The sequence below is a fragment of the Neoroseomonas marina genome (assembly GCF_012927745.1).
GTDB classification, from domain to species: domain Bacteria; phylum Pseudomonadota; class Alphaproteobacteria; order Acetobacterales; family Acetobacteraceae; genus Neoroseomonas; species Neoroseomonas marina.
On the sequence record NZ_JABBKX010000002.1, the window covers coordinates 370,279 to 391,340 of the forward strand.

General features: G+C 72.9%; 22 protein-coding genes. 7 read left to right on the forward strand and 15 right to left on the reverse strand.

Annotated elements, in window-relative coordinates; translation table 11 throughout:
* Positions 1–2: 2 nt before the first annotated feature.
* A complete protein-coding gene (pgi, locus tag GWK16_RS07045; protein ID WP_170053238.1) occupies positions 3–1,628 on the reverse strand; it encodes a glucose-6-phosphate isomerase in 1,626 nt (541 codons plus the stop codon).
* Between the two features lie 192 nt (positions 1,629–1,820).
* On the opposite strand from pgi, the gene GWK16_RS07050 reads away from it, so the two are divergent.
* Entirely contained in the window at positions 1,821–2,678 is an 858-nt protein-coding gene (locus GWK16_RS07050) for a hypothetical protein (RefSeq protein ID WP_170053239.1), read from the forward strand.
* A 105-nt stretch (positions 2,679–2,783) separates the two neighbouring features.
* On the opposite strand, the gene GWK16_RS07055 is transcribed toward GWK16_RS07050, so the two are convergent.
* The 6 genes from GWK16_RS07055 to GWK16_RS07080 all read right to left on the reverse strand — a co-directional run bounded on the left by GWK16_RS07055 (position 2,784) and on the right by GWK16_RS07080 (position 9,984).
* Entirely contained in the window at positions 2,784–4,037 is a 1,254-nt protein-coding gene (locus GWK16_RS07055) for a M16 family metallopeptidase (protein WP_170053240.1), read from the reverse strand.
* Positions 4,038–4,041: 4 nt separating this feature from the next.
* Complete coding sequence (locus GWK16_RS07060; protein ID WP_248291208.1) at positions 4,042–5,409, reverse strand: M16 family metallopeptidase; 1,368 nt, start codon at positions 5,407–5,409, stop codon at positions 4,042–4,044.
* Positions 5,410–5,482: 73 nt separating this feature from the next.
* Entirely contained in the window at positions 5,483–6,052 is a 570-nt protein-coding gene (locus tag GWK16_RS07065) for a DUF3035 domain-containing protein (RefSeq protein WP_170053242.1), read from the reverse strand.
* Complete coding sequence (gene lspA, locus GWK16_RS07070) at positions 6,049–6,546, reverse strand: signal peptidase II (protein WP_170053243.1); 498 nt, start codon at positions 6,544–6,546, stop codon at positions 6,049–6,051. Before lspA ends, GWK16_RS07065 begins: the two co-directional genes overlap by 4 nt.
* Before the next feature lie 84 nt (positions 6,547–6,630).
* Positions 6,631–9,438, reverse strand: coding sequence for an isoleucine--tRNA ligase (gene ileS / locus GWK16_RS07075; RefSeq protein ID WP_170053244.1), 2,808 nt, complete (start codon positions 9,436–9,438; stop codon positions 6,631–6,633).
* Positions 9,439–9,606: 168 nt separating this feature from the next.
* Entirely contained in the window at positions 9,607–9,984 is a 378-nt protein-coding gene (locus GWK16_RS07080; protein WP_170053245.1) for a winged helix-turn-helix transcriptional regulator, read from the reverse strand.
* 119 nt (positions 9,985–10,103) lie between these two features.
* Between GWK16_RS07080 and GWK16_RS07085 the strand changes: the two genes are divergently transcribed.
* The gene (locus GWK16_RS07085; RefSeq protein WP_170053246.1) at positions 10,104–11,123 is read left to right on the forward strand and encodes a zinc-binding alcohol dehydrogenase family protein; all 1,020 of its coding nucleotides are present in this window, start codon (positions 10,104–10,106) and stop codon (positions 11,121–11,123) included.
* A 4-nt stretch (positions 11,124–11,127) separates the two neighbouring features.
* On the opposite strand, the gene GWK16_RS07090 is transcribed toward GWK16_RS07085, so the two are convergent.
* From GWK16_RS07090 to GWK16_RS07115, 6 genes are all read right to left on the reverse strand, one after another.
* Positions 11,128–11,826, reverse strand: coding sequence for a hypothetical protein (locus GWK16_RS07090; protein ID WP_170053247.1), 699 nt, complete (start codon positions 11,824–11,826; stop codon positions 11,128–11,130).
* Positions 11,827–11,852: 26 nt separating this feature from the next.
* The gene (locus tag GWK16_RS07095; protein WP_170053248.1) at positions 11,853–12,044 is read right to left on the reverse strand and encodes a hypothetical protein; all 192 of its coding nucleotides are present in this window, start codon (positions 12,042–12,044) and stop codon (positions 11,853–11,855) included.
* Positions 12,045–12,074: 30 nt separating this feature from the next.
* Positions 12,075–12,755: a hypothetical protein gene (locus GWK16_RS07100; protein ID WP_170053249.1), complete on the reverse strand. Its 681-nt coding sequence runs from the start codon at positions 12,753–12,755 to the stop codon at positions 12,075–12,077.
* Between the two features lie 193 nt (positions 12,756–12,948).
* Entirely contained in the window at positions 12,949–13,878 is a 930-nt protein-coding gene (locus GWK16_RS07105; protein WP_170053250.1) for a bifunctional riboflavin kinase/FAD synthetase, read from the reverse strand.
* A 118-nt stretch (positions 13,879–13,996) separates the two neighbouring features.
* Positions 13,997–14,578 (reverse strand): LOG family protein, encoded by a 582-nt coding sequence (locus GWK16_RS07110; RefSeq protein ID WP_170053251.1) that lies wholly within the window; start codon positions 14,576–14,578, stop codon positions 13,997–13,999.
* Between the two features lie 4 nt (positions 14,579–14,582).
* Positions 14,583–15,026, reverse strand: coding sequence for a MaoC family dehydratase (locus GWK16_RS07115; protein ID WP_168041556.1), 444 nt, complete (start codon positions 15,024–15,026; stop codon positions 14,583–14,585).
* Positions 15,027–15,141: 115 nt separating this feature from the next.
* On the opposite strand from GWK16_RS07115, the gene GWK16_RS07120 reads away from it, so the two are divergent.
* Both GWK16_RS07120 and GWK16_RS07125 read left to right on the forward strand, forming a co-directional pair.
* Complete coding sequence (locus tag GWK16_RS07120; RefSeq protein WP_170053252.1) at positions 15,142–16,272, forward strand: M20 family metallopeptidase; 1,131 nt, start codon at positions 15,142–15,144, stop codon at positions 16,270–16,272.
* Between the two features lie 126 nt (positions 16,273–16,398).
* Entirely contained in the window at positions 16,399–16,845 is a 447-nt protein-coding gene (locus GWK16_RS07125) for a hypothetical protein (protein WP_170053253.1), read from the forward strand.
* 9 nt (positions 16,846–16,854) lie between these two features.
* On the opposite strand, the gene GWK16_RS07130 is transcribed toward GWK16_RS07125, so the two are convergent.
* Positions 16,855–17,466 carry a hypothetical protein gene (locus tag GWK16_RS07130; RefSeq protein ID WP_170053254.1) on the reverse strand — a complete coding sequence of 204 codons (612 nt, stop codon included), beginning with the start codon at positions 17,464–17,466 and terminating at the stop codon, positions 16,855–16,857.
* Between the two features lie 165 nt (positions 17,467–17,631).
* On the opposite strand from GWK16_RS07130, the gene GWK16_RS07135 reads away from it, so the two are divergent.
* On the forward strand, positions 17,632–17,958 hold the full coding sequence (locus GWK16_RS07135; protein ID WP_170053255.1) for a YnfA family protein: 327 nt from the start codon (positions 17,632–17,634) through the stop codon (positions 17,956–17,958).
* Between the two features lie 55 nt (positions 17,959–18,013).
* On the forward strand, positions 18,014–18,682 hold the full coding sequence (locus GWK16_RS07140) for an SDR family NAD(P)-dependent oxidoreductase (RefSeq protein ID WP_170053256.1): 669 nt from the start codon (positions 18,014–18,016) through the stop codon (positions 18,680–18,682).
* Between the two features lie 15 nt (positions 18,683–18,697).
* On the opposite strand, the gene GWK16_RS07145 is transcribed toward GWK16_RS07140, so the two are convergent.
* Positions 18,698–20,056: a vWA domain-containing protein gene (locus GWK16_RS07145; RefSeq protein WP_170053257.1), complete on the reverse strand. Its 1,359-nt coding sequence runs from the start codon at positions 20,054–20,056 to the stop codon at positions 18,698–18,700.
* A gap of 97 nt (positions 20,057–20,153) precedes the next feature.
* On the opposite strand from GWK16_RS07145, the gene GWK16_RS07150 reads away from it, so the two are divergent.
* On the forward strand, positions 20,154–21,041 hold the full coding sequence (locus tag GWK16_RS07150) for an MBL fold metallo-hydrolase (RefSeq protein ID WP_170053258.1): 888 nt from the start codon (positions 20,154–20,156) through the stop codon (positions 21,039–21,041).
* Positions 21,042–21,062: the final 21 nt, after the last annotated feature.

Here is a 21,062-nt window from a genome sequence, read left to right on the forward strand (position 1 = left end):
CGTCAGCCGGGCTGCGCCTTCAGGATCTCCGCCACCATCGGCGCCGTCGCCGGATCCTGCGGCGCATCCTGGCCTTCGAGCGCCGGCAGGATGTGCCCCGCCAGCACCTTCCCCAGCTCGACGCCCCATTGGTCGAAGGGATTGATCCCCCACAGCGCGCCGAGGCTCGCCACCTTGTGCTCGTAGAGCGCCACCAGCTGCCCGAGCGTGAAGGCGTCCAGCCGCGGCAGCAGGATCAGCGTGCTCGGCCGGTCGCCGGGGAAGACCCGGTGCGGCTTCAGCCGCGCGATCTCCGCCGCGCTGCGCCCGGCCGCGCGCATCTCGGCCTCCACCGCCGCGGCGTCCTTCCCGCGCAGGAGCGCCTCGGCCTGCGCCAGCCCGTTCGCGAGCAGCTTGCGATGGCTGTCGGCGAAGGGATGGTCGGGGTTCGCGACCAGGATGATGTCCGCCGGCACCGGCGTCGTGCCCTGGTGGATCAGCTGCATGAAGGAATGCTGCGCGTTGGTGCCAGGCTCGCCGAAGACCACGGGCCCCGAGCCACGTACCAGCGCCGTCCCATCCACCGCGACGCGCTTGCCGAGGCTCTCCATCTCGAGCTGCTGCAGATGCGCCGGCAGCCGCGCGAGGCGCTCGTCATAGGGCAGCACGGCGCGCGTCGGATACCGCAGGCCGTTGACGTGCCAGACCTCGGCCAGCGCCATCAGCACCGGCAGGTTGTCCGCGAGCGGCGCCGACAGGAAGTGTTCGTCCATCGTCCGCGCGCCGGCGAGCAGCCGTTCGAAGGCGGGCCAGCCCAGCGCCAGCGCGAGCGACAGCCCGATCGCGCTCCACATGGAGAACCGCCCGCCCACCCAGTCGCGGAAGCCGAAGACGCGATCCGGGGCGATGCCGAAGGCGGCCGTCGCGGTCAGGTTGGTCGACAGCGCGGCGAGATGCGCCCCTGCCCCGCCCTCGCCCAGCGCCTCGACCAGCCAGTCGCGCACCAGCGCGGCATTGGTCATCGTCTCCTGCGTCGTGAAGGTCTTGGATGCGACCAGCACCAGCGTGCGCGCGGGATCGAGCCGCGCGCGCACCTCCTGCCACGCATGGGCGTCCACATTCGCGAGGTGATGCGCCCGCATCGGGCAGGCGGGCGTCCACAGCGCCCGCGCCGCCATGGCGGGCCCGAGATCCGACCCGCCGATGCCGATGTTCAGCACATCCGTGAAGCGCTGGCCGGTCGCGCCCTTCAGCGTGCCGTCATGCACGCGCCCGACGAAGCCGCGCATGGCCGCCAGCGTGGCCTGCACCTCGGCTGCCGCGTCCTCCTCCCCGGCCAGGAAGGCCACGCCGGGCGGGGCGCGCAGCGCCATGTGCAGGGCGGCGCGCCGTTCGGTGCCGTTCACCGGGGCGCCGGCCGCCATGCGGTCCCGAAAGCCTGCGACGTCCGTCGCATGGGCGAGGTCGAGCAGCGCACGCAGGATCCCGGGCGAGATCGCGGTGCGCGACAGATCGACGAGCACGTCCCCCGCGCGGCGCGACATGCGCGCGAAGCGACCGGGGTCGGCGTCGAAGAGCGGCCGTATGGCGGCGGCGCCGGGGCGTCGAGCAAGGGCATCGAGGGCGGACCAGGCGGCGTCGGGCGTCATGGCGGTTCCTTACGCGGTCATCCTGCCATGGGCTTCATGCCGCGCGCAGGTGCCACCACAGCAGGCGCATATGGCACCCCCGTGGCGGGTGAAGCACTTCCTGGCCCGCATCCCCTGCGACGCCGAGCATACCGGCATCCTCGCAGGGGCGTGGCTTGTCCATTCCCGCGGTCCATGATTCTCGGTGATGTGATGACCAAGCACCTCCCCCTCCTGCTCGCCGCCGCCCTGATCCCGCTGCTGGCCGCCGGGCCCGCGCCGGCGCAAGGGCCTGCGTCCACCACGATGCAATCCGGCGGCGTCGCGCTGCGATCCGACGTGGCGGCGCTGCGCATCGTGGCGGCGCAGCGCCTGCCGCGTTCGCCGGTCGGGGAACGGCCGGACTTCTGTCGCCACCTGTTTGCCACGACGCGGACGCCCGCCGGCGGCCAGGCGATCGCCGCCGGCTGGGCCGTGACGCGGGAAGCGACGCTGGGCCCCTACCAGGCCGTGTCCTTCGTGCGGCGCGCCGAGCCGGGGACCAGCGGCACCTGCCGCATGCTCGACGGCAATGTCGCGATCTTCCGCGGCACGGATCTCGTCGCGATCGTCTATGCGCCGGGCGGCGGCGACGCGATCGGCAGCGTCAGCGCCTTCGGCGGTGACGCCTTGCGGATCTGGAGCGGGGATTTCCTCGGCCGGCCGGTCGCGGACCTGCAGGTGGGCGCCGATGGCGCCATCGCCGTCCGTCCGCTCGCCGCGGAGGAACGCGTCTGCGGCGGTCGCGCCGTGGTGCCCAACGTCTATGGCCGCCCGATCAACGAGGCCCGGACGATCCTGCAGCGCAGCGGCTGGACGCCGGGGCCGCCGCAGACGCGCGACGGCAACGACAGCCGCGTCGCCGACCTGGTGCGCCGTGGCGTGCCGGAGGTCGAGGATTGCTCCGGCACCGGCTTCGGCTTCTGCGCCTATACCTATGACAACGCCGCCGGGACGCTCAGCGTCACCACGGCCGGGGACAACGATTTCCCCGAGGTCGCCGGGTACAGCGTGCGCTGCCGGCTCGGCTGAGGCCGTCGGAGGGGCCCTGCCCCTCCCATCCTCCCCGGTGTCGGTTCCCAAAGGCCTTCCGGCCCCTGGTGGGGTGGTCCGGCGGGGCAAGGCCCCTCCGGTGCGTCACATCCCGGTCGGCTGCCCCGCCACGGTCACCGCGATGGCGTCGGGCTTCAGCAGCGTGCCGGCGACGCGCGTCGCCTCGGCCTGGGTGATCGCGCGCAGCCGGGCGTTCCGCCCGTCCAGCCAGTCCACCGCCCGGTTGTTCCGCCGCATCGCGAGCAGCGTGCCGGCGATCCGCCGGCTGTCGGTGAACTGCAGCGGTAGGGAGCCGGTGAGGAAGGCGACGGCTTCCTCGACCTCCTGCGGCGTCGGACCGCGCTGCGCCATGTCCGACCAGACCTCCCGCGTCACGCCGATCGCCTCGGCGACGCGGGCATTCTCGGTGGCGAAGGAGCAGGTGACGATCCCGCCGCCGAACAGGCTGTCGAGCCCGGCCCCGATCCCGTAGGTCAGCCCGCGCTGGACGCGGACGGCCTCCATCAGGCGCGAGGAGAAGCCGCCGCCGCCCAGCACCCGCAGCACGACCTGCGCGGTTTCCCAGTCGGGGTCGGCCGCGCCGATGCCGGGCTGGCCGAGGATGATCTGCGACTGCGGGCTCGGCACCGGCAGCACCTGGCGGCCGAAGGAGGTGAAGGCCGGCAGGGCGGGCGGGGTGTCGGGCGCGCCGGCTGGCAGGGGGGCGAACAGTTCCTGCATCAGCGCGGCGAGTTCGGCCGGCTTGATCGCGCCGGAGGCCGCGACGAGCACGCCGTCGCGCCGCATCTGCGCGCCGAGCATCGCCCGCATCCCGTCCACCGTGACGGTCGCGAGGCTTTCCGCCGTGCCGCTGGACGGCCGCCCCGCCGGGTGGTTCGGGAAGGCCGCGGCCCAGAAGGCGCGGCCCGCCTGGCCGCGCGGGGTTTCCAGCGACTGCCGCGCCCCGGCGATCGCCCGCGCGCGCACGCGTTCCACCGCATCCGTGTCGAAGCGCGGCGCGGTCATGGCCAGGCGCGCGAGACGCACCGCCTCGGGCAGCGCATCGGTCAGGGCGCGGAAGCCCCCTTCCATGGCATCGCGCCCGGCGGAGAACGACAAGCCGATCGCCGCGTCGCGCAGCGCGTCCTGGAAGGCGACGGAGCGCATCTCGCCCGCGCCCTCGGTCAGCATCGCGGCCGCCATGGCGGCGGTGCCTTCGGCGCCCGCCGGGTCGCGCGCCGCGCCCCCGGGCCAGGACCAGGAGAGCGAGACGACCGGGACGGAATGGTCCTCGACCAGCCAGGCGGTGAAGCCGCCGGCCTCGACGACCTGGATCGGCAGGGTGAAGGAGGTGGTCATGGGATCACGCCGCCTCCGGCAGGAGCCATCCGGTGGTGTGCAGCGGGCGCGGCAGCACCGCGCGCGTGGCCTCGGCCGCCTGGGCCTGGGTCACGGCGCGCAGGCGCGCGGGCCAGAACTCCACCACCTCGGCCGGCAGGCCGATGGCGAGCGTCCCGCCCAGCATCCGCGGCGCCGCGCCGAAGCTGTCCAGCGCGAGCAGCGCGCCGGCCGAGAGCTGGCGCGTCGAGCGCGCCACCTCGGCCTCGGTCGGGCCTTCCTGGACCAGGCGCTCGACCACGGCGACGGCCTCGGCCTCGAGCCGTTCCGGCGTCACGCCGCGGCGGGGCATGGCCCAGACGGTGAATTCGGTCTCGCCCGCCGCCTCGCTGTCGTAGGAGGCGCCGGCGGAAACGGCGAGGCCGGTCTCGACCAGCGCCACATGCAGCCGGCTGCCCTGCCCGCTGCCGAGCAGGTGCGCGACGACCTCGAGCGGCAGGGCGTGGCGCGTCTCCCCGGCGGTCAGGCTCGGCGCCATCCAGGCGCGCATCATCACCGCTTCGCGGACCGCGGCCTCGCGGCGGACCAGCCGCGCCTCATGCGGGGCGGAGGGCGCGACCAGCCGGTCGCGGCCGGCGCCGGGGCGGGCGGCCACCGGGCCGTAATGCCGTTCGACCAGGTCGCGCACCGCGGCTTCCTCGACGGCGCCCGAGATCAGCAGCGTCGCATTGTGGGGCGCGTAGAAGCGGCCGTAGAAGCCGGCGAGATCCTCGCGCGTGATGGCGCGGATCTCGTCCTCCCAGCCGATGATCGGCCGGCCGGCCCAGGATTGCGGGCCCCAGAGCGCGGCGCGGAAGGCTTCCTGGAAGCGGGCGCGCGGGCTGGAATCGGTGCGCTGGCGGCGTTCCTCGAGCACGACGCTGCGCTCGCTCTCGAACTCCGCGGCCGGGATCAGGGCGGCGGCGAAGCGGTCGGCCTCCATCGCCATGATCATCGGCAGGCGGGACGCCTCGACCTGCTGGTAGTAGGCGGTGACGTCGCGGGAGGTGAAGGCGTTGTCGTTGCCGCCTTCGCGCGCCACGCGGCGCGACAGCTCGCCCGAGGGCACGTGCGGGCTGCCCTTGAACATCATGTGCTCGAGGAAGTGGGCGACGCCCGAGCGGCCCGCGGGATCCTCGGCGCCGCCGGCCGAATAATAGACGTATTGGGCGACGACCGGCGCGCGCCGGTTCTCGCTGAACACGACGCGAAGCCCGTTGGGCAGGCGCCATTCCTTGGCCCCGAAGAGGGGTCGGTCCTGGGCAGGCGGAGGGGCGCCCTGGGCGAGGACGCGGGCGGCGGGCGTGGCGGCGGCGAGCGCCGCGAGGGCGCCGAGGCTGGTGCGGCGGGTCATGACGGGCATGACCCGAAGATGGGGCAGGGTCCCGGCCGGGGGAAGAACTCTGACGAAGGCGTAACCCTTCGCGTCAGAGTCCGAGCCACTCCCAGAAGGACCGCTGGCGCGGCTGGACCACGGGGGTCTGGCCGACCTCGGTATCGCGGCCGAGCGCCGCATTCTCGCGCAGCCGCTGCGCCTCGCGCTGCGGGTCGACCGCGACGCCGGGCGGCGGCGGGTCGCGCCAGAAGATCAGCCGGTCCGTCAGCGTCCGGTTCGGCTGGTCGAGGCGCAGGCTCTCCTCGTCCACCCGGCGGCGGATGTCGTCCGGCGCCTCGGGGCCGGCGCGCTGCAGCAGCGCGGTCTCGCCCACCGTGGTCCGGGCGCCGGGGACCCGGCGGGGATCCTCGAGCGACAGGTTCGGCACCAGCACCTGTTCCGCGGCGGCGCGGGCGCTGCGTTCCTGCGGCCGGCTGGCGCCAGGGCGCGGGCTCGGCAGCGTCGTCATGTCCGGCGGCATGGACAGCGGCGCGCGGGTCGTGACCTGGAATTCGTCCGGCGCGTCGCGCACCAGGCCGAGCGAGCGGGTGGTGTTGTCCCCGCAGGCCGAGAGCAGGATCCCGGCCGCCAGGGCAGGGAACAGGGCAAGGCGCGTCGTCATGACCCCTCCTTAGGCCCGGCTTTCGGCCGGAACAAGGCGTCTGCGACCAGGGCGATCACGCCGCAGACGATCGCCGCATCCGCAATGTTGAACACATACCAGTGCCAGCCCCAGGCATGGGCGTCGACGAAATCGACAACGGCGCCGAAACGAATACGGTCGATCACGTTGCCGATCGCCCCGCCCACGACGGCGCCAAGGGCGACCGCGGTCAGCCTGTTCTCGGCCCGCGCCATCCAGCGGATCAGGAAGGCGGCGATCGCCACGGCCATGAGGGCGAGCAGGACGTGGTTCCAGGTCCCTTCCCCCGACAGCAGGCCGAAGGTCACGCCCCGGTTCCACACCATGGTGAGGTCGAGGCCGAAGGGCCCGGCCTCGAACAGCGGGATCTGGCCGACCTCGGGCAGGCGGAGGCCGTTCAGCATCCACCATTTCACGTTCTGGTCGGCGACCAGCACCACGGCCGCGACCGGAAGACCCAGGCGAAGGCTCATCGTGCGTGCATGAAGGCGGTGCCTTCATGCCCCTCGGGCCGCAGGTCGGCGTTCATGTGGCGGTCCGGCCCCCTGCCTGTTCGGTCACGACATCGCCTCCACCGCGTCCTCGCAGCGCAGGCACAGCGTCGGATGGCGGGCGGAAGCGCCGACCTCCGTCAGGACGCGCCAGCAACGGGCGCATTTGGCACCCGGCGCGGCGTGGAACACCGCCACCGGCTCCTCCGCCTGGCCCAGCGCGAAGCCCGAGGTGATGCACACCTCCGCCCAGCCCTCGGCGGGCAGCAGCCCGGCGTCGCCCGCCGGCACCGCCAGCGAGGGTGCGGCCTGCAGGCTCGACCCGATGGTGCCCGCGACGCGCGCCTTCTCGAGCTCCGCGGTCACGAGGCCGCGCAACTCGCGCACCCGCGCCCACTTCGCGGCCAGCGCCGCGTCCTTCCAGCCCTCCGGCACGAAGGGGAAGTCGAGCAGGTGGATGCTGCCCTCCTCGTCCGGGAAGCGGGCAAGCCAGGCTTCCTCGGCGGTGAAGACCAGCACCGGCGCCAGCCAGGCGCAGAGGCAGCGATGCAGGATGTCGAGCACCGTGCGCGCCGCGCGTCGGCGCAGGCTGTCCGGCCGGTCGCAGTAGAGCGCGTCCTTGCGGATGTCGAAGTAGAAGGCCGAGAGGTCGGCGGCGCAGAAGTTGTGGATCTCGGGGTAGACGCCGTTCCAGGCGAAGCGCGCATCCGAACGCGGGTCCGCCGCGGCGCGGATCTTCGCATCGAGCTCGGTCACGCGGTGCAGCACCCAGCGCTCGAGCTCGGGCAGTTCCGCGTAAGGTACCATCTCCGCGTCGGAGAAGCCCTCGAGGCTGCCGAGCAGCCAGCGCAGCGTGTTGCGGATGCGGCGGTAGAGTTCCGCCTGCTGCTTCAGGATCTCCGGCCCGATGCGCAGGTCGAGCGCGGTGTCGGAATTCATCACCCACAGGCGCAGGATGTCCGCGCCGTACTGCTTCATCACGTCCTGGGGCGCGGTGACGTTGCCCAGGGACTTCGACATCTTCCGCCCCTGCTCGTCGAGCACGAAGCCATGCGTCAGCACCGCCTTGAAGGGTGCGACGCCATTGGTGCCGACGGATTCCAGCAGCGAGGAATGGAACCAGCCGCGATGCTGGTCCGAGCCTTCCAGATACAGGTCCGCCGGGAAGGGCAGGCCGCGCGGCGGGAGGACGAAGGCGTGCGTGCTGCCGCTTTCGAACCACACGTCGACGATGTCCATCACCTGCTCATACAGCGCAGGGTCGCGGTCGGGGCCGAGGAAGCGCGCCGTCGCCCCCGGCTTGTACCAGGCGTCGGCACCTTCGGTGCGGAAGGCTTCGACCACGCGTTCGATGATGGCGGGATCGCGCAACGGCTCGCCGGACTGCTTGGACACGAAGACCGGGATCGGCACGCCCCAGGCGCGCTGGCGGGAGATGCACCAGTCCGGCCGCGCCGCGATCATGGACCCGAGCCGGTTACGCCCGGCATCGGGGACGAAATAGGTCGCGTCGATCGCCGCCAGCGCCTTGGTGCGGATCTCGTTGCCGTCGTCCATGGCGATGAACCACTGCGGCGTGGCGCGGAAGATCACCGGCTTCTTGGACCGCCAGGAATGCGGGTAGGAGTGCGTGAGCTTGCCCGTCGCCGCCAGCGTGCCGGCCGCGCGCATCGCGTCGTAGATGGCGGTGTGCGCCTTGAAGACGTGCAGCCCCTCGAAGCCCGGCGCGTGGTGGGTGAAGGTGCCGTCGTCGTTGACCGTCTCGGGGATCGGCAGGCCGAACTGGCGGCCGAGGTTGAAGTCGTCCTCGCCATGGCCGGGCGCGATGTGCACGAAGCCGGTGCCGGCTTCGGTGGTGACGAAGTCGCCGGGCAGCAGCGGCACCTCGAAATCGTAGCCATGGCCGTGCAGCGGATGGACCGCGATCGCGCCGGCGAGCTCCGCGCCCTTCAGCAGGCGCTTGACGGTGTGTGCGCCGATGCCGGCGTCCTTCTCGAAGCCCGGCAGCAGCGGCAGGGCGACGAGCAGCCGGTCGCCGACCTCGAGCAGCGAGGTCTCGCTCACGCCCTCGACATGCACCAGCGCGTAGTCGATCTCCGGGCCGTAGGCGACGGCGCGGTTGCCCGGCATGGTCCAGGGCGTGGTGGTCCAGATCACCACATCGGCGCCGACCAGGTCCTCGGCCCCCGCCGACAGCAGGCGGAACTTCGCGTGCAGCGTCGGGCTGACATGGTCGTGGTATTCGATCTCGGCCTCGGCCAGCGCGGTCTTCTCGACCGGGGACCACATGACCGGGCGCAGGCCGCGATAGAGCGAGCCGTTCAGCAGGAACTTGCCGATCTCGCCGGCGATCTTCGCCTCGCTCTCGAAATCCATCGTCGCGTAGCGGTCCGTCCAGTCGCCGGCCACGCCGAGGCGCTGGAACTCGTCCGACTGCACGCCGAGCCAATGCGCCGCATAGGCGCGGCACTCGGCGCGGAAGTCGAGGACCGGGACGGCGTCCTTGTCCTTGCCCTTGGCGCGGTATTCCTCCTCGACCTTCCATTCGATCGGCAGGCCGTGGCAGTCCCATCCCGGGACGTAGTTGGCATCGAAGCCCGCCATCTGCCCCGCGCGGTTGATGACGTCCTTCAGGATCTTGTTCAGCGCGTGCCCGATATGGAGGTTGCCGTTCGCATAGGGTGGGCCGTCATGCAGGACGAAGGTCTCGCGGCCCTTCGACTGTTCGCGCAGCCGGTCCCAGATCCTCAGCCGCGCCCAGCGCTCGAGCATGGCGGGCTCGCGCTTCGGCAGGTCGCCGCGCATCGGGAAGGGCGTCTTGGGCAGGAAGACGGTGCCGCGGTAGTCGCGGGCCTCGGCGGGGCTGTCGGTCATCGGTGCCTGTCTCGGGCCGCCGGCCGCGGGTCGTGGCGGTCAGGGCGGCGGTTCATCGGTTGCGCGCGCGGACGGGGTTACCCGGCCCTCACCCGAGGGCCGGGACGGTAATTCGCCGAGGCGCAATCCGGACCATGGCAGGCTTATGGGGAGGGGGGGTGCCCAGCGTCAAGCGGCTGCGGCCCCGCTGTCCCCGGCCGTCGGCGCCGCGAACAGGGCCGCGTTCGCGTCGCCCCAGTCCTTCAGCGCCAGGATCACCGGCCGCAGGCTGCGGCCCCGGTCGGTCAGGCTGTATTCCACCCGCGGCGGCACCTCGGCGAAGACCTTGCGGGCGACGAGCCCGTCGGCCTCGAGTTCCCGCAGCTGATTGGTCAGCATGCGCTGGGTGACGGAGGGCAGCTTCCGGCGGATCTCGTTGAAGCGCAGCGTGCCGTCCAGCAGGTGGTAGAGCACCACCCCCTTCCACTTGCCGTCGATGAGGCCGAGCGTCGCCTCGACCGCGCAGCCCGGGCTGCAATCCAGCCGGCTGTGACGCATCCGCGGCATGGTCGGTATCCTTTTCGACACTATGGGCTGCAAATGTGCATTCTTGCGGCCCCAGGACGTAGCCCTCAGTTTCGCGCCACGCAACCGCATCCGCGCCAAGCGCGACCAGGAGACATCCCATGCGTGCCGTCGGCTACCGCCAGTCCCTGCCCATCACCGACGATGCCGCCCTGCAGGACATCGACCTGCCGCGCCCCGTCGCGGCGGGGCGCGACCTGCTGGTGCAGGTCAAGGCCGTCTCGGTGAACCCGGTCGACACCAAGGTCCGCAAGCGCGCCCAGCCCGAGGGCGACGCCTGGGCCGTGCTCGGCTGGGATGCCTCCGGCGTGGTGGTCGAGGTCGGGCCCGAGGCGACCCGCTTCCGCCCCGGCGACGACGTCTTCTACGCCGGCGCCCTGAACCGCCCCGGCACCAATGCCGAGTTCCACCTGGTCGATGAACGCATCGTCGGCCACAAGCCGAAGACGCTCGGCCACGCCGCCGCGGCGGCGATCCCGCTGACGGCGATCACGGCATGGGAGACGCTGTTCGACCGGCTCGACGTCCGCCGCCCGGTCCCAGGCGCGCCGCGCGCGGTGCTCATCATCGGCGGCGCCGGCGGGGTCGGGTCGATCGCGATCCAACTCGCGCGGCAGCTGACCGATCTCACGGTCATCGCCACGGCCTCCCGGCCCGAGACGCGGCAATGGGCGCTCGACCTCGGCGCGCACCATGTGGTGGACCACCGCAAGCCGCTCGCGGCCGAGGTCGCGGCCCTGGGCCTCGGCGCGCCGGGCTTCGTCTTCTCGACCACGAACACGGACCAGCACTTCGCCGAGATCGCGGCGCTGATCGCTCCGCAGGGCCGCTTCGCCCTGATCGACGACCCCGCGTCGCTCGACATCCTGCCGCTCAAGCGCAAGAGCGTGTCGACGCATTGGGAATTCATGTTCACCCGGCCCGTCTTCGGCACCGCGGACATCGCCGAGCAGGGCGCGCTGCTGGACGAGGTCTCCCGCCTGATCGACGCCGGCACGCTGCGCAGCACGCTCGCCGCGGAATTCGGGCCGGTCTCCGCCGCGAACCTGCGCCGCGCCCATGCGCTGATCGAAAGCGGCACGGCCAAGGGCAAGATCGTGCTCGAGGGCTTCGGCGCCTGACGGTTCAGGGCGGCGGGCGCAGGCTGGCCTGCGCCTGCGGGGGCGTGAGCGCCGCGATGCAATCCGCCGGGCCCTCGAGCCCCGCGGCGCCGGCGATGGCGGCGCAGAGCAGCGGCGCGCGCGCGGGCCAGTCCTCGACGGCATGCGGCAGGCGCCCCATCGCGAAGCGGGCGCGCCCTGGCGCATCGATGGCGATCGCCGCGGCCATGCGCGGGCCGCGCGGGCCCAGGACGGCCGCGGCGGCCGCCTCTTCCGCCGCCGCGAGCACGGCATCGCCATAGGATCCGAGACCGATCGCGACGATCAGCCCGGCTCCGGCCTGCACGGCCAGCGCGTCGATCGCGCCGAAGACTTCCGCGAGCGGTGGCGCCGCGCGACCGGGGCACTCGGCGTCCGATCGGCCGGCGGGAAAGTCCAGCACGGCCGCCTCCTCCTGGAGCAGGGCCTCGAGCAGCCTCGGCTGAAGCCGGTCGCGCAACGGGCCCGCCGAAGGGCCCATCAGCACGGCCGCGGCGTCGCCCGTCAGCCAGTACGGCGGCAGATCGGCCAGGACCAGCCGGGAACACCCCGGCGTGCCGCCGGCCTGTTCGGCCGGCTGCACCCAGAGCGTGTCGATGCTGCCGAAACCCTGGGCCGTGGCGTTCCCGGCCGCACCGACGGCGGCCGCCAGAACCAGCGCGATGCTGCGCGTGAACCGCTGCATGACAGGTCTCCCTTCCCCGATGATGGTCAGCGCGTCGCGCCGCACAGCACCGGCGCGGTGTCGGACAAGGGATCGCCGATGCAGGGCGGCCGGGGCGCCGTCCGGCTGGGCGGGTCCTCGGGTGTCGTCGCCTGCAGGGCGACGGAGACGAAGGCCGACAGGGTCGCGACCGCGGCGATGTCGGCGATGCGCAGAAGAAGCGTGCGGCGATGGGGCATGTGCTGCACTCCCTTGGGCGGGCTGGCGTGTCAGCGAGGCGCTTCGGCGATCTCGGGCGAACGGGCGAAGGCGGCGAGGCACTGCGCGGCGACCGGCGTTCCTTCGGCCCCCCCGAGGGCGCCGCAGAGTCGCTGGAAGCGGCTCGGCGCGCCGTCGCGCCGTTCGGCGGGCGGCCCGAGGAGGAAGGCCGCCTGCGGGCCGGCCACGGCTGCCGCCGCCGCGAAGCGCGGTGCGCCCTGTGGCAGGTACCGGGCGGCGACGTCTTCCCGCGCCGCGTCGGCGACGACGCCGGCGCCCGGCCCGACGCCGATCGCGACCACCGGCCCGGCACCTGCCCGCCGGGCGGCCCCGAGCAGCGCGAAGACGACCCCGAGTGGGTCCTCGGGCGGCGCCAGGTCGAGAAGCGCGTCCCGCTCGCCGTCGCAGGCGGCATGTGCGCCCAGGGCGACCTCCACCACCGCGGCGCCGTCCTGCAGCAGCAGCGCCAGCAGCGCGTCGCGCTGCGCGTCGGGCCGCGTCGTGTCGGCCAGCAGCAGGGCCGCGAGATGGCCCGGTTGCCAGCCCTGCGGGACGTTCATCAGCGCCACGCCGGCGCAGCCGGTGAGCGTGGTGACGTAGGGGATCGGCTGGAAGCGCGTGTACTCGGTCGCCGCGGCGGGAACGGCAGCGAGGCAACCGGCGGCGAGGGCGGCGCGAAGCAGGCGCGGCATGGCGAGCTCCTTTCGGGCCTGGACGGGGTGGCGGTGCGGACCCTGGTCCCGAGCCGGGTCTTCCCCGCCGGATGGATCGAACGCCCGCAGCCCCCGCCGAGTCCCGAAGGCGGGCCGAAATTTCCGTGAAGTCGTTGTCCGCGAAGGCCCCGCTGCGGCGCGCGTTCAGCCGCGCGCCGTGGCTGTTAGGCCGTCAGCAGGCGCGTCGGCCCAGCACGGCCCTGGCGTCCTCGACGTCCTGCGCGATCGCGGCCTTGAGGTCCTCGAGCCCCGCGAACTTCGCGTCGGGTCGCAGGAAGCGGACGAGCCGCACCCCGATCTCCTGCCCGTAGAGATCGCCGGCATAGTCGAAGATGAAGGTCTCGAGCCGCGTCTCGGGGTCGCCGCCCAGCGTGGGGCGACGGCCGACATTGGCGACGCCCTTGGCGACGCTGCCATCGGGCAGCGCCACGGTGACGGCATAGACGCCGCGTGCCGGTTCCAGGTGCCGGCCGATCCACATGTTGGCGGTCGGCCAGCCCAGCACGCGGCCGAGCTTGTCGCCATGCACAACCGTGCCGCGGATCTCCCACGGCCGGCCGAGCCGTTCCGCGGCATGGTCCGGATACCCGTCCTGCAGCAGCCGGCGGATGCGGGTGGAGGAGATCGCCTCCCCGCCGAAATGCACCGGCGGGACGATCGACAGCCCCATGCCGCGTGCCTCGGCCTCCCGCGCCAGGAAGCCGACATCCCCGCCGCGCCGGTGGCCGAAGGCGAAGTCCGGTCCGCAGGCCAGATGCTTCGCGCCGAGGCCGCGATGCAGCACCTGCTCGACGAAATCCTCGGCCGACATCGCGGCGAAGCCATCGTCGAAGGGCAGGGCGAAGACATGCGCCGCGCCGGCCGCCTGCAGCGCTGCGGCCTTGGCCGGGAGCAGCGTCAGCCGGAAGGGCGGGTCGTCGGGGCGGAAATGTTCGCGCGGGTGCGGCTCGAAGGTCAGCGCGGCGAGCGGCAGGTCGGGCCGCGCGGCATGCGCCGCCCGCAGCACGGCGACATGGCCGAGATGGACGCCGTCGAAATTGCCCAGCGCGACGGTGGCGCCTCGGGCCTCGCGCGGGACGTCGCGCCAGGAAGCGATGATCATGCGGCGGCTTTACCTGAAGCGCGGGGGAGGATGAACCTCCCTCACGCGGGATACGACGCGCGGCGTGGGCCGGATCTCGAGGGCCGCCGGGGGAGACGGTGCCGTCTCCCCTCGCCCCTCACGCCTCGCCCGGCCGCAGCCAGCGCGGCACGTCGAGCGGGACGAAGGTTTCGAGCGCGTCGAGCGCCGCGTCCGCATCGGGCGCCAGCATCGCCATCGGCCGCATCTCGGGCCGCAGCAGGCCTTCGGCCATCATGTGGTCGAACATCGCCATCTGGCGCCGCCAGAACCCCAGCGTGTCGACGAAGACCACGCCCTTGCGCTGGATGCCGAGCTGCAGCCAGGTCAGCGCCTCGACCGCTTCCTCGAGCGTGCCGTAGCCGCCGGGCAGCACGATGAAGCCGTCCGACATCTCGGCCATCATCGCCTTGCGTTCGTGCATCGAGGCGACGACGCGCAGGTCCGGCAGGTCGCCGTTGCCGGCCTCGCGCATCACCAGCCCATGCGGGATGATCCCCGTCACCGCCGCCCCGGCCGCAAGCGCGGCGCGCGAGACGATCCCCATCAGCCCGACGGCGCCGCCACCGAACACCAGGCCCAGGCCGCGCGCGGCGATGGCGCGACCGAGCGCTTCGGCCGCCGCGGCGTATTCCGGCCGCGCGCCGGCGGCCGACCCACAGAAGACGCAGACGCGACGCATCGGCTTATTCCGCAGCCTTCACGACATGCGCGCGCGACGGCACCGAGACATACGCCTCGCCTTCCAGCACCGGCTCGCCCTTCACGGTGCAGACGGTGCGCAGCGTGGCGCGGTGCTTTTCCGGGTGCAGGGCGGCGACCTCGACGGTCGCGGTCACCGTCTCCCCGATGCGGACCGGCGCGCGGAACTTCAGCGACTGGGACATGTAGATCGTGCCCGGCCCGGGAAGCTGCGTGCCGAGCACCTTGGTGATCAGCCCCGCCGCCAGCATGCCGTGCGCGATGCGTTCCTTGAAGATCGAGGTCGCGGCGTATTCCGCGTCGAGGTGCATCGGGTTGGTGTCGCCGGTGACCGCGGCGAAGAGAACGATGTCGGCCTCGGTGATGGTCTTGGAGAACTTCGCGGTGAGGCCGACGGTCAGGTCCTCGAAGAAGTAGCTTTCGGGCATGGGCTGGGGGGTCCCGTTGTGCGCTGCGGCAAGGTCGTTAACGGCCCCGCCGAGGATGGACAAGCGAAAACCCGCCTGCCAGAAGCCCGGGACCACCGCACCAGGACCCAGCACCATGCCGCAGACCGAGATCGGCTCCTCCGAACGCCTGCTCGAGGAACTCAAGGGCTGGGTGCTGCACGAGACGCCGACGACGGACGCGGCCGCCGTGAACGGGCTGATCGGCAAGGCGGAAGGGGAACTGCGCGCGGTCGGCGCGGCGCTGGAACGGATTCCCGGCCGCGACGGCTACGGGGACACGCTGATCGCCCGCACGCCGGGCGAAGGCGCCCCGGTGGTGGTCGCCGGCCACCTCGACACGGTGTGGGACATCGGCACGCTCGCATCCTCGATGCCGTGGACGATCGACGGCGCCAAGGCGCATGGCCCGGGCATCTACGACATGAAGGCCGGGTCTTTCTTCGCCTTCCATTCCGTGCGCGAGATCCTGCGCCAGAAGGTGAAGACGAAGCGCCCGATCATCCTGCTGCTCACGCCCGACGAGGAAGTCGGCAGCCCGACCTCCCGCGCGCCGATCGAACAGGCCGCGACCGGGGCGCGCGCCGTGCTGATCCCGGAACCCGCCGGCGGGCCGAACGGCGCCTGCGTCACCGCGCGCAAGGGTGTCGGCCGCTTCGTGATGAAGGTCCACGGCGTCTCGGCCCATGCCGGCGGCAACTGGCAGGACGGGCGCAGCGCGGTGGTCGCGCTGGCGAAGAAGATCCTCGAGGTCCATGCGCTGACCGACCTCGCCGGCGGCACCACGACGAATGTCGCGCCGATCTGGGGCGGCACGCGCCCGAACGTCGTCCCGCCGGAGGCGGGCTGCGAGATCGACTGCCGCGTCACCTCCATCCCGGAAGGCGAGCGTATCGAGCGCCTGATCCATGCCATGGCCGGCGAGGCCGACGGCATCCGCATCGAGGTGGAGGGCGGCATGAACCGCCCGCCGATGGTCGAGACCCCGGCGATCGCCGCGCTGTACGACATGGCGCGCGGCATCGCGGCGAAGCACGGCTACGACCTGCCGAAGCAGCATCGCGGCGGCGGGTCGGACGGCAACTTCACCGCGGCGATCGGCGTGCCGACGCTGGATGGCCTCGGCTGCACGGGCGCCGGCGCCCATGCGCCCTTCGAGCACATCCTGTGGACCGACCTCGCGCCGCGCTGCGCGACCCTGTGCGAGTTGCTCGAGACCATCGACTGAGGCGCGGTGTGCGCCCGGCGCCGATTGCACGTCGTGGTTGACGCCGGAATCGCGAGTTCAATTTGACTTGCCACCCTCCCGGCCGCTCGCCTGAAATGTGCCGGGGCGCGGATGAGGGAGTGTGGCATGTCAGGTTGGGGTCGGCCCGGCGGTCTTGCGGCGGTGATGGCGCCGCCGACCGCGCAGCAGCAGCAGGCGCAGGCGGATGCCGACGCGAAACGGAAGGCCGATGAGGCCGCCCGCGCCTTGCGCGCCCGCGCGGAAGCCCTGCGCGACAAGGTCGAGGATTGCATCAAGACCGGCGGCGGCATCAGCGGCAACTACGTCCAGGACGACCAGTACACCGCGCCCGGCTATTGGACGACGACCGAGACCACCATGGCCTTCGAGCTCTGGAAGCAGTTGTACGAGGCACGGACGCCCGGCAGCATCATCGCGCTGAATATCCACATGATGGGTCCGTCGGCGAAGTATACCGGCGACCGCAACGGCGCGATCCAGGCGAACTTCATCCGCTTCAAGCAGGCGGGCAAGGTGGGCCGCTACAACATCCACATCGACGTCCGCGACTGATCCGCCGGGCTAGGCGGTGGCGACCCGCAGCAGGCAGGCCAGCCCCGCCGCCGCGATCGCCGCCCCTGCCGCGCCGCGCATGGCGATGCGCCACCGCCGCGCATCGCGCGCCGCGGCCAGGCGCGCGGCCGCCAGCGCGTAGCCGCCATAGATGACGAGGCCCGTCCCGGCATAGGCGGCGGCGAGCACGCCGACCTCCGGCCAGGAGGGCGACGCGCCGTTCGACGCCGCCACGCCGATCGCGGCGAGGAACGGCAGCGACACCGGATTGGCCGCGACGATGCCGAAGCCCGCGAGGCCTGCCCCGATACGGCCGCCGGCGATGCGCGGCGGGGCCGCGCTGTCCGCCGCGCGCAGCAGGGCGCGCAGCCCGATCAGCAGCAACACCACGCCCGCCACGGCCTGCGCGACCAGGAGCCGGCCGGCCGGGGGCCGGAGCATGGCGCCGGCCGAAAGGCTCGTCGCAAGCAGCGTCGCCTGGCCAAGGACCTGCCCGAGGATCGCAGCCCCGGCCAGGCGCAGCCCGCCGACCAGAGCGCAGCCGACCACATGCGCCACGGCGGGTCCTGGCGCCGCCACCACCACGATCGCCATCCCGAGGAAGGCCAGCGGATCGATCATGCGGATCTCCCTTCGTCGGCGCGGCCGTCGCGCCGTGACGGGGAGGGATGGACACCGCGGGCGGCGCCGAAGTCCCGAGAGCGGGCTGAAGATCAGGCGAAATTCCGCCGAGGCGACCCCGTGCGGTAGGATGCCGGCGCGAAGCCACGGACGGGGCAGGCTGCGGTGCGGATCTGGGGTGTCTATGCGGCGGCCGCGGCGGCCGAGATCGGCGGCTGCTTCGCCGTCTGGGCGGTGCTGCGCCTCGGCCGCAGCGCGTGGTGGCTCGCGGCGGCCGTCCTGTTGCTGCTGCTGTTCGCCTGGCTGCTGACGCGCGTCGATACCGAGGCCGCCGGGCGCGCCTTCGCGGCCTATGGCGGCATCTACATCGCGGCATCCCTGGCCTGGATGTGGGCCGTCGAGGGATTGCGCCCGGACCGCTGGGACCTCGCCGGCGCGGCGCTCTGCCTGGCCGGCGCGGGGGTTATCCTGCTCGCCCCGCGGGGGGCGTGACGCGGCGCGTCCGCCGCCCCACATCCGCAACACGCTTCGACGAGGAACGCAGGCAATGCCGAAGGCCCTGATCATCGGCGCGGGGGACGGGCTCTCGGCCTCCCTCGCGCGGCTCCTGGCGCGGGAGGGCTACGCCGTCGCGCTGGCCGCCCGGAACGTCGCGAAGCTGGATGCCCTCGTGGCGGAAACCGAGGCCGTCGCCCATGCCTGCGACGCGGCGTCCGAACCCGACATCGCCCGCCTCTTCGACGCCGAGGGCGATGCCGAGGTCGTGGTCTACAATCCCTCCTTCCGCACCCGCGGCCCGATCGCGGACCTGGTGCCGGCGGATGTGCAGAAATCGCTGCAGGTCTGCGCCTTCGGCGCCTTCCTCGCGGCGCAGCAGGCCGCGCGGCGGATGATCCCGCGCAGGGCCGGCACCATCCTGCTGACCGGCGCCTCGGCCGGCGTGAAGGGCTATCCGCGATCGGCACCCTTCGCGATGGGGAAGTTCGCGCTGCGCGGCCTCGCGCAGTCCCTCGCGCGTGAACTGCATCCGCAGGGCGTGCATGTCGCGCACATCGTCATCGACGGCGGCATCCGCAGCGCGCGCCGGCCGGAATCCGGCGACGACACGCTGCTCGATCCCGACGCGATCGCCGAGACCTACCTCCAGCTCATCCGCCAGCCGCGCTCGGCCTGGTCGTGGGAGATCGAGGTCAGGCCGTGGGTGGAGACGTTCTGACCCGGCGGTTCGAGTTCAGTCCTCCGCCCGCAACACGACCACGACCACCTGCTCGCTGCGCACCTCGACATCGGCGGCGCTGCGCCCGTCGCGCCCTTCCCGCACGACGCGGTAGCGGCCGGGCGCGAGGGTGACGACGCCGGCCTCGGCGCGCGTCTCCTCGAGCACGGGGTCGCGCGATCCTTCCGGGGTGATCGTCAGCCGCGCCGGCGCCTTGGCGAAATCCTCGCTCCGCAGGGCGAGCATCCCGAAGCCGAGCGGCAGGCGCAGCAGCGCCACGTCCCCGGCTGCCACGGTCGCCGCGCCGCGCGCCTCGATCGCGCCCATATGCGCGACCATTTCGTGCGGCCCGGCGGGCACGAGGAAAGCGGGTCCGCCCTCGGTGATCTCCTCCTCGCCCTGCAGGAGCGCGACGCGCACCTCGCGACCGACACGCCGGCCCGAAGGGACGCTGCGGGCATCGCCCACCACCCAGCCGGCATCGAGCACGATCTCGACACGCCCCGGCCCGCTCGGCGGCACCGTCACTGGCACCGGGCCGCGACGGATCAGGGGCGTCTCGACCGTCACCTCGTAGTCGCCGGCGCGCAGGTCGAGGAACCGGCCGAACGGCTCGCCATCCATCGCGACCTGCGCGCCGCCGCGCAGCACGCGGATCCGCGCATCGCCCGTCATGGGGTCGCATTCGGCGCACAGCCGCACCGTGACGATCAGCCGGGGCTGCGGCACCTGTTCGGCCCGCGGGGAGTCCGCCCGCGATCCCGGCACCGGCTGCGCCGCCGCGCGGTCGAGCGCCTGGGCCAGTTGCGCCGCATCCCGCGCCACCATCGCGCGCCCGCCCGTGACGTCGGCCATGCAGCGCAGCTGCGCGACCGCCGCCGGTTCCGCAACCGCGAAGGCGACGGTGTGCACCACCAGGCGCGGCGTGGTGCGCACCAGCTGCTGCGCCACGGCGCAGGGGTCGGGATGGCAGGTCTCCACCCCGTCCGAGACCAGGATGACGCTGCCCCCGGCGGGGCCCAGCGCCTCGGCCGCCTGGCGCAGCGATTCCGCGATCGGCGTGCGGCCGCGCGGCATGATCCGCCCGGCCTGGGCCGCAACCGCGGCGGCGCCGGGCGTCGGGGCGCGCAGGACCTCGACGTCGCCGCAATCCCGCGCCCGCCGGTGGCCATAGGCGACGAGGCCCACCGGCCGCCCGGCCGGCCAGCGGCCCATCAGCGCTTCCACGGCCTCCCGCAGGATGTCGGTCTTGGTCCGCCCGTCCAGGCGCCCCCACATGGAGGAGGATCCGTCGAGCACGAGGACCGCCGGCTGCGCCGCGGCGCCCCCGGCGGTGAGAAGCAGGAATGCGAGGATCAGGCCCGCGCGGCGCATCGGGAAGTCTTCCGTCCTTGATGAAGGGACCGCCCTTGCCGCGGCGGTTCCCCGGAGATGATCATTCTGCGAGACTGCGTCCCGGGAGGTGAAAACCATGACCCAGGCCCGCGCCGCCATACGCGCCTTCTTCGATGAGCCGACCAACACCGTCTCCTACCTGGTGTGGGACCCCGCGACGAAGCGCGGCGCCATCATCGACCCGGTGCTCGACTGGGACAACCGCTCGGGGACTGCCGACGTCGCCTTCGCCGACCGCATCCTCGCCGCCGCGGGGGAGGAAGGCGTTGCCATCGACTGGGTGCTCGAGACCCACGCCCATGCGGACCACCTGACGGCGGCACCCTACATCAAGGCCAGGACCGGCGCGCCCATCGGCATCGGCGAGCACATCAAGGACGTCCAGGCGATCTTCCGCCCGGTCTTCCACGCCGACGACGTGAAGCCCGAAGGCGGCGATTTCGACCGCTTGTTCAAGGACGGGGAGCGGTTTCCTCTCGGCAGCCTCGAATTCGAGGTGTTGCACACGCCGGGCCACACGCCGGCCTGCATCTCCTACAGGATCGGCGACGACGTCTTCGTCGGCGACACGCTGTTCATGCACGACTACGGCACGGCGCGGGCCGACTTTCCCGGCGGCGACGCCCGCCAGCTGTTCCGCTCGATGAAGCGCATCCTTGCCCTGCCGCCCGAGACGCGCCTGTGGATCTGCCACGACTACAAGGCGCCGGGCCGCGACACCTTTGCCTGGGAATCCACCGTCGCCGAGCAGCGCGCGATGAACCCCCATGTGAAGGATGGCGTCACCGAGGAGGAGTTCGTCGCCTTCCGCACGGCGCGCGACGCGAAGCTCGCCGCGCCGCTGCTGCTGCTGCCGTCCATCCAGGTGAACATCCGCGCCGGCCGGTTCCCGCCGGCGGAAAGCAACGGCGTGCGCTACCTGCTGGTGCCGGTCACGCCCCGCACATCCACGGCGCTGGCCTGAGGACCGGCCCGGACCGCGACG

Bases quoted from the DNA above. Each gene is read 5' to 3' on its own strand.
- GWK16_RS07115 (WP_168041556.1), bottom strand. From the start codon at position 15,026: ATGCCCGAAAGCTACTTCTTCGAGGACCTGACCGTCGGCCTCACCGCG.
- GWK16_RS07145 (WP_170053257.1), bottom strand. From the start codon at position 20,056: ATGCGCCGCGCGGGCCTGATCCTCGCATTCCTGCTTCTCACCGCCGGG.
- GWK16_RS07150 (WP_170053258.1), top strand. From the start codon at position 20,154: ATGACCCAGGCCCGCGCCGCCATACGCGCCTTCTTCGATGAGCCGACC.
- GWK16_RS07125 (WP_170053253.1), top strand. From the start codon at position 16,399: ATGTCAGGTTGGGGTCGGCCCGGCGGTCTTGCGGCGGTGATGGCGCCG.
- GWK16_RS07085 (WP_170053246.1), top strand. From the start codon at position 10,104: ATGCGTGCCGTCGGCTACCGCCAGTCCCTGCCCATCACCGACGATGCC.
- GWK16_RS07130 (WP_170053254.1), bottom strand. From the start codon at position 17,466: ATGATCGATCCGCTGGCCTTCCTCGGGATGGCGATCGTGGTGGTGGCG.
- GWK16_RS07055 (WP_170053240.1), bottom strand. From the start codon at position 4,037: ATGACCACCTCCTTCACCCTGCCGATCCAGGTCGTCGAGGCCGGCGGC.
- GWK16_RS07105 (WP_170053250.1), bottom strand. From the start codon at position 13,878: ATGATCATCGCTTCCTGGCGCGACGTCCCGCGCGAGGCCCGAGGCGCC.
- lspA (WP_170053243.1), bottom strand. From the start codon at position 6,546: ATGAGCCTTCGCCTGGGTCTTCCGGTCGCGGCCGTGGTGCTGGTCGCC.
- GWK16_RS07080 (WP_170053245.1), bottom strand. From the start codon at position 9,984: ATGCCGCGGATGCGTCACAGCCGGCTGGATTGCAGCCCGGGCTGCGCG.
- GWK16_RS07095 (WP_170053248.1), bottom strand. From the start codon at position 12,044: ATGCCCCATCGCCGCACGCTTCTTCTGCGCATCGCCGACATCGCCGCG.
- pgi (WP_170053238.1), bottom strand. From the start codon at position 1,628: ATGACGCCCGACGCCGCCTGGTCCGCCCTCGATGCCCTTGCTCGACGC.
- ileS (WP_170053244.1), bottom strand. From the start codon at position 9,438: ATGACCGACAGCCCCGCCGAGGCCCGCGACTACCGCGGCACCGTCTTC.
- GWK16_RS07090 (WP_170053247.1), bottom strand. From the start codon at position 11,826: ATGCAGCGGTTCACGCGCAGCATCGCGCTGGTTCTGGCGGCCGCCGTC.
- GWK16_RS07060 (WP_248291208.1), bottom strand. From the start codon at position 5,409: ATGACCCGCCGCACCAGCCTCGGCGCCCTCGCGGCGCTCGCCGCCGCC.
- GWK16_RS07065 (WP_170053242.1), bottom strand. From the start codon at position 6,052: ATGACGACGCGCCTTGCCCTGTTCCCTGCCCTGGCGGCCGGGATCCTG.
- GWK16_RS07050 (WP_170053239.1), top strand. From the start codon at position 1,821: ATGACCAAGCACCTCCCCCTCCTGCTCGCCGCCGCCCTGATCCCGCTG.
- GWK16_RS07120 (WP_170053252.1), top strand. From the start codon at position 15,142: ATGCCGCAGACCGAGATCGGCTCCTCCGAACGCCTGCTCGAGGAACTC.
- GWK16_RS07100 (WP_170053249.1), bottom strand. From the start codon at position 12,755: ATGCCGCGCCTGCTTCGCGCCGCCCTCGCCGCCGGTTGCCTCGCTGCC.
- GWK16_RS07140 (WP_170053256.1), top strand. From the start codon at position 18,014: ATGCCGAAGGCCCTGATCATCGGCGCGGGGGACGGGCTCTCGGCCTCC.
- GWK16_RS07110 (WP_170053251.1), bottom strand. From the start codon at position 14,578: ATGCGTCGCGTCTGCGTCTTCTGTGGGTCGGCCGCCGGCGCGCGGCCG.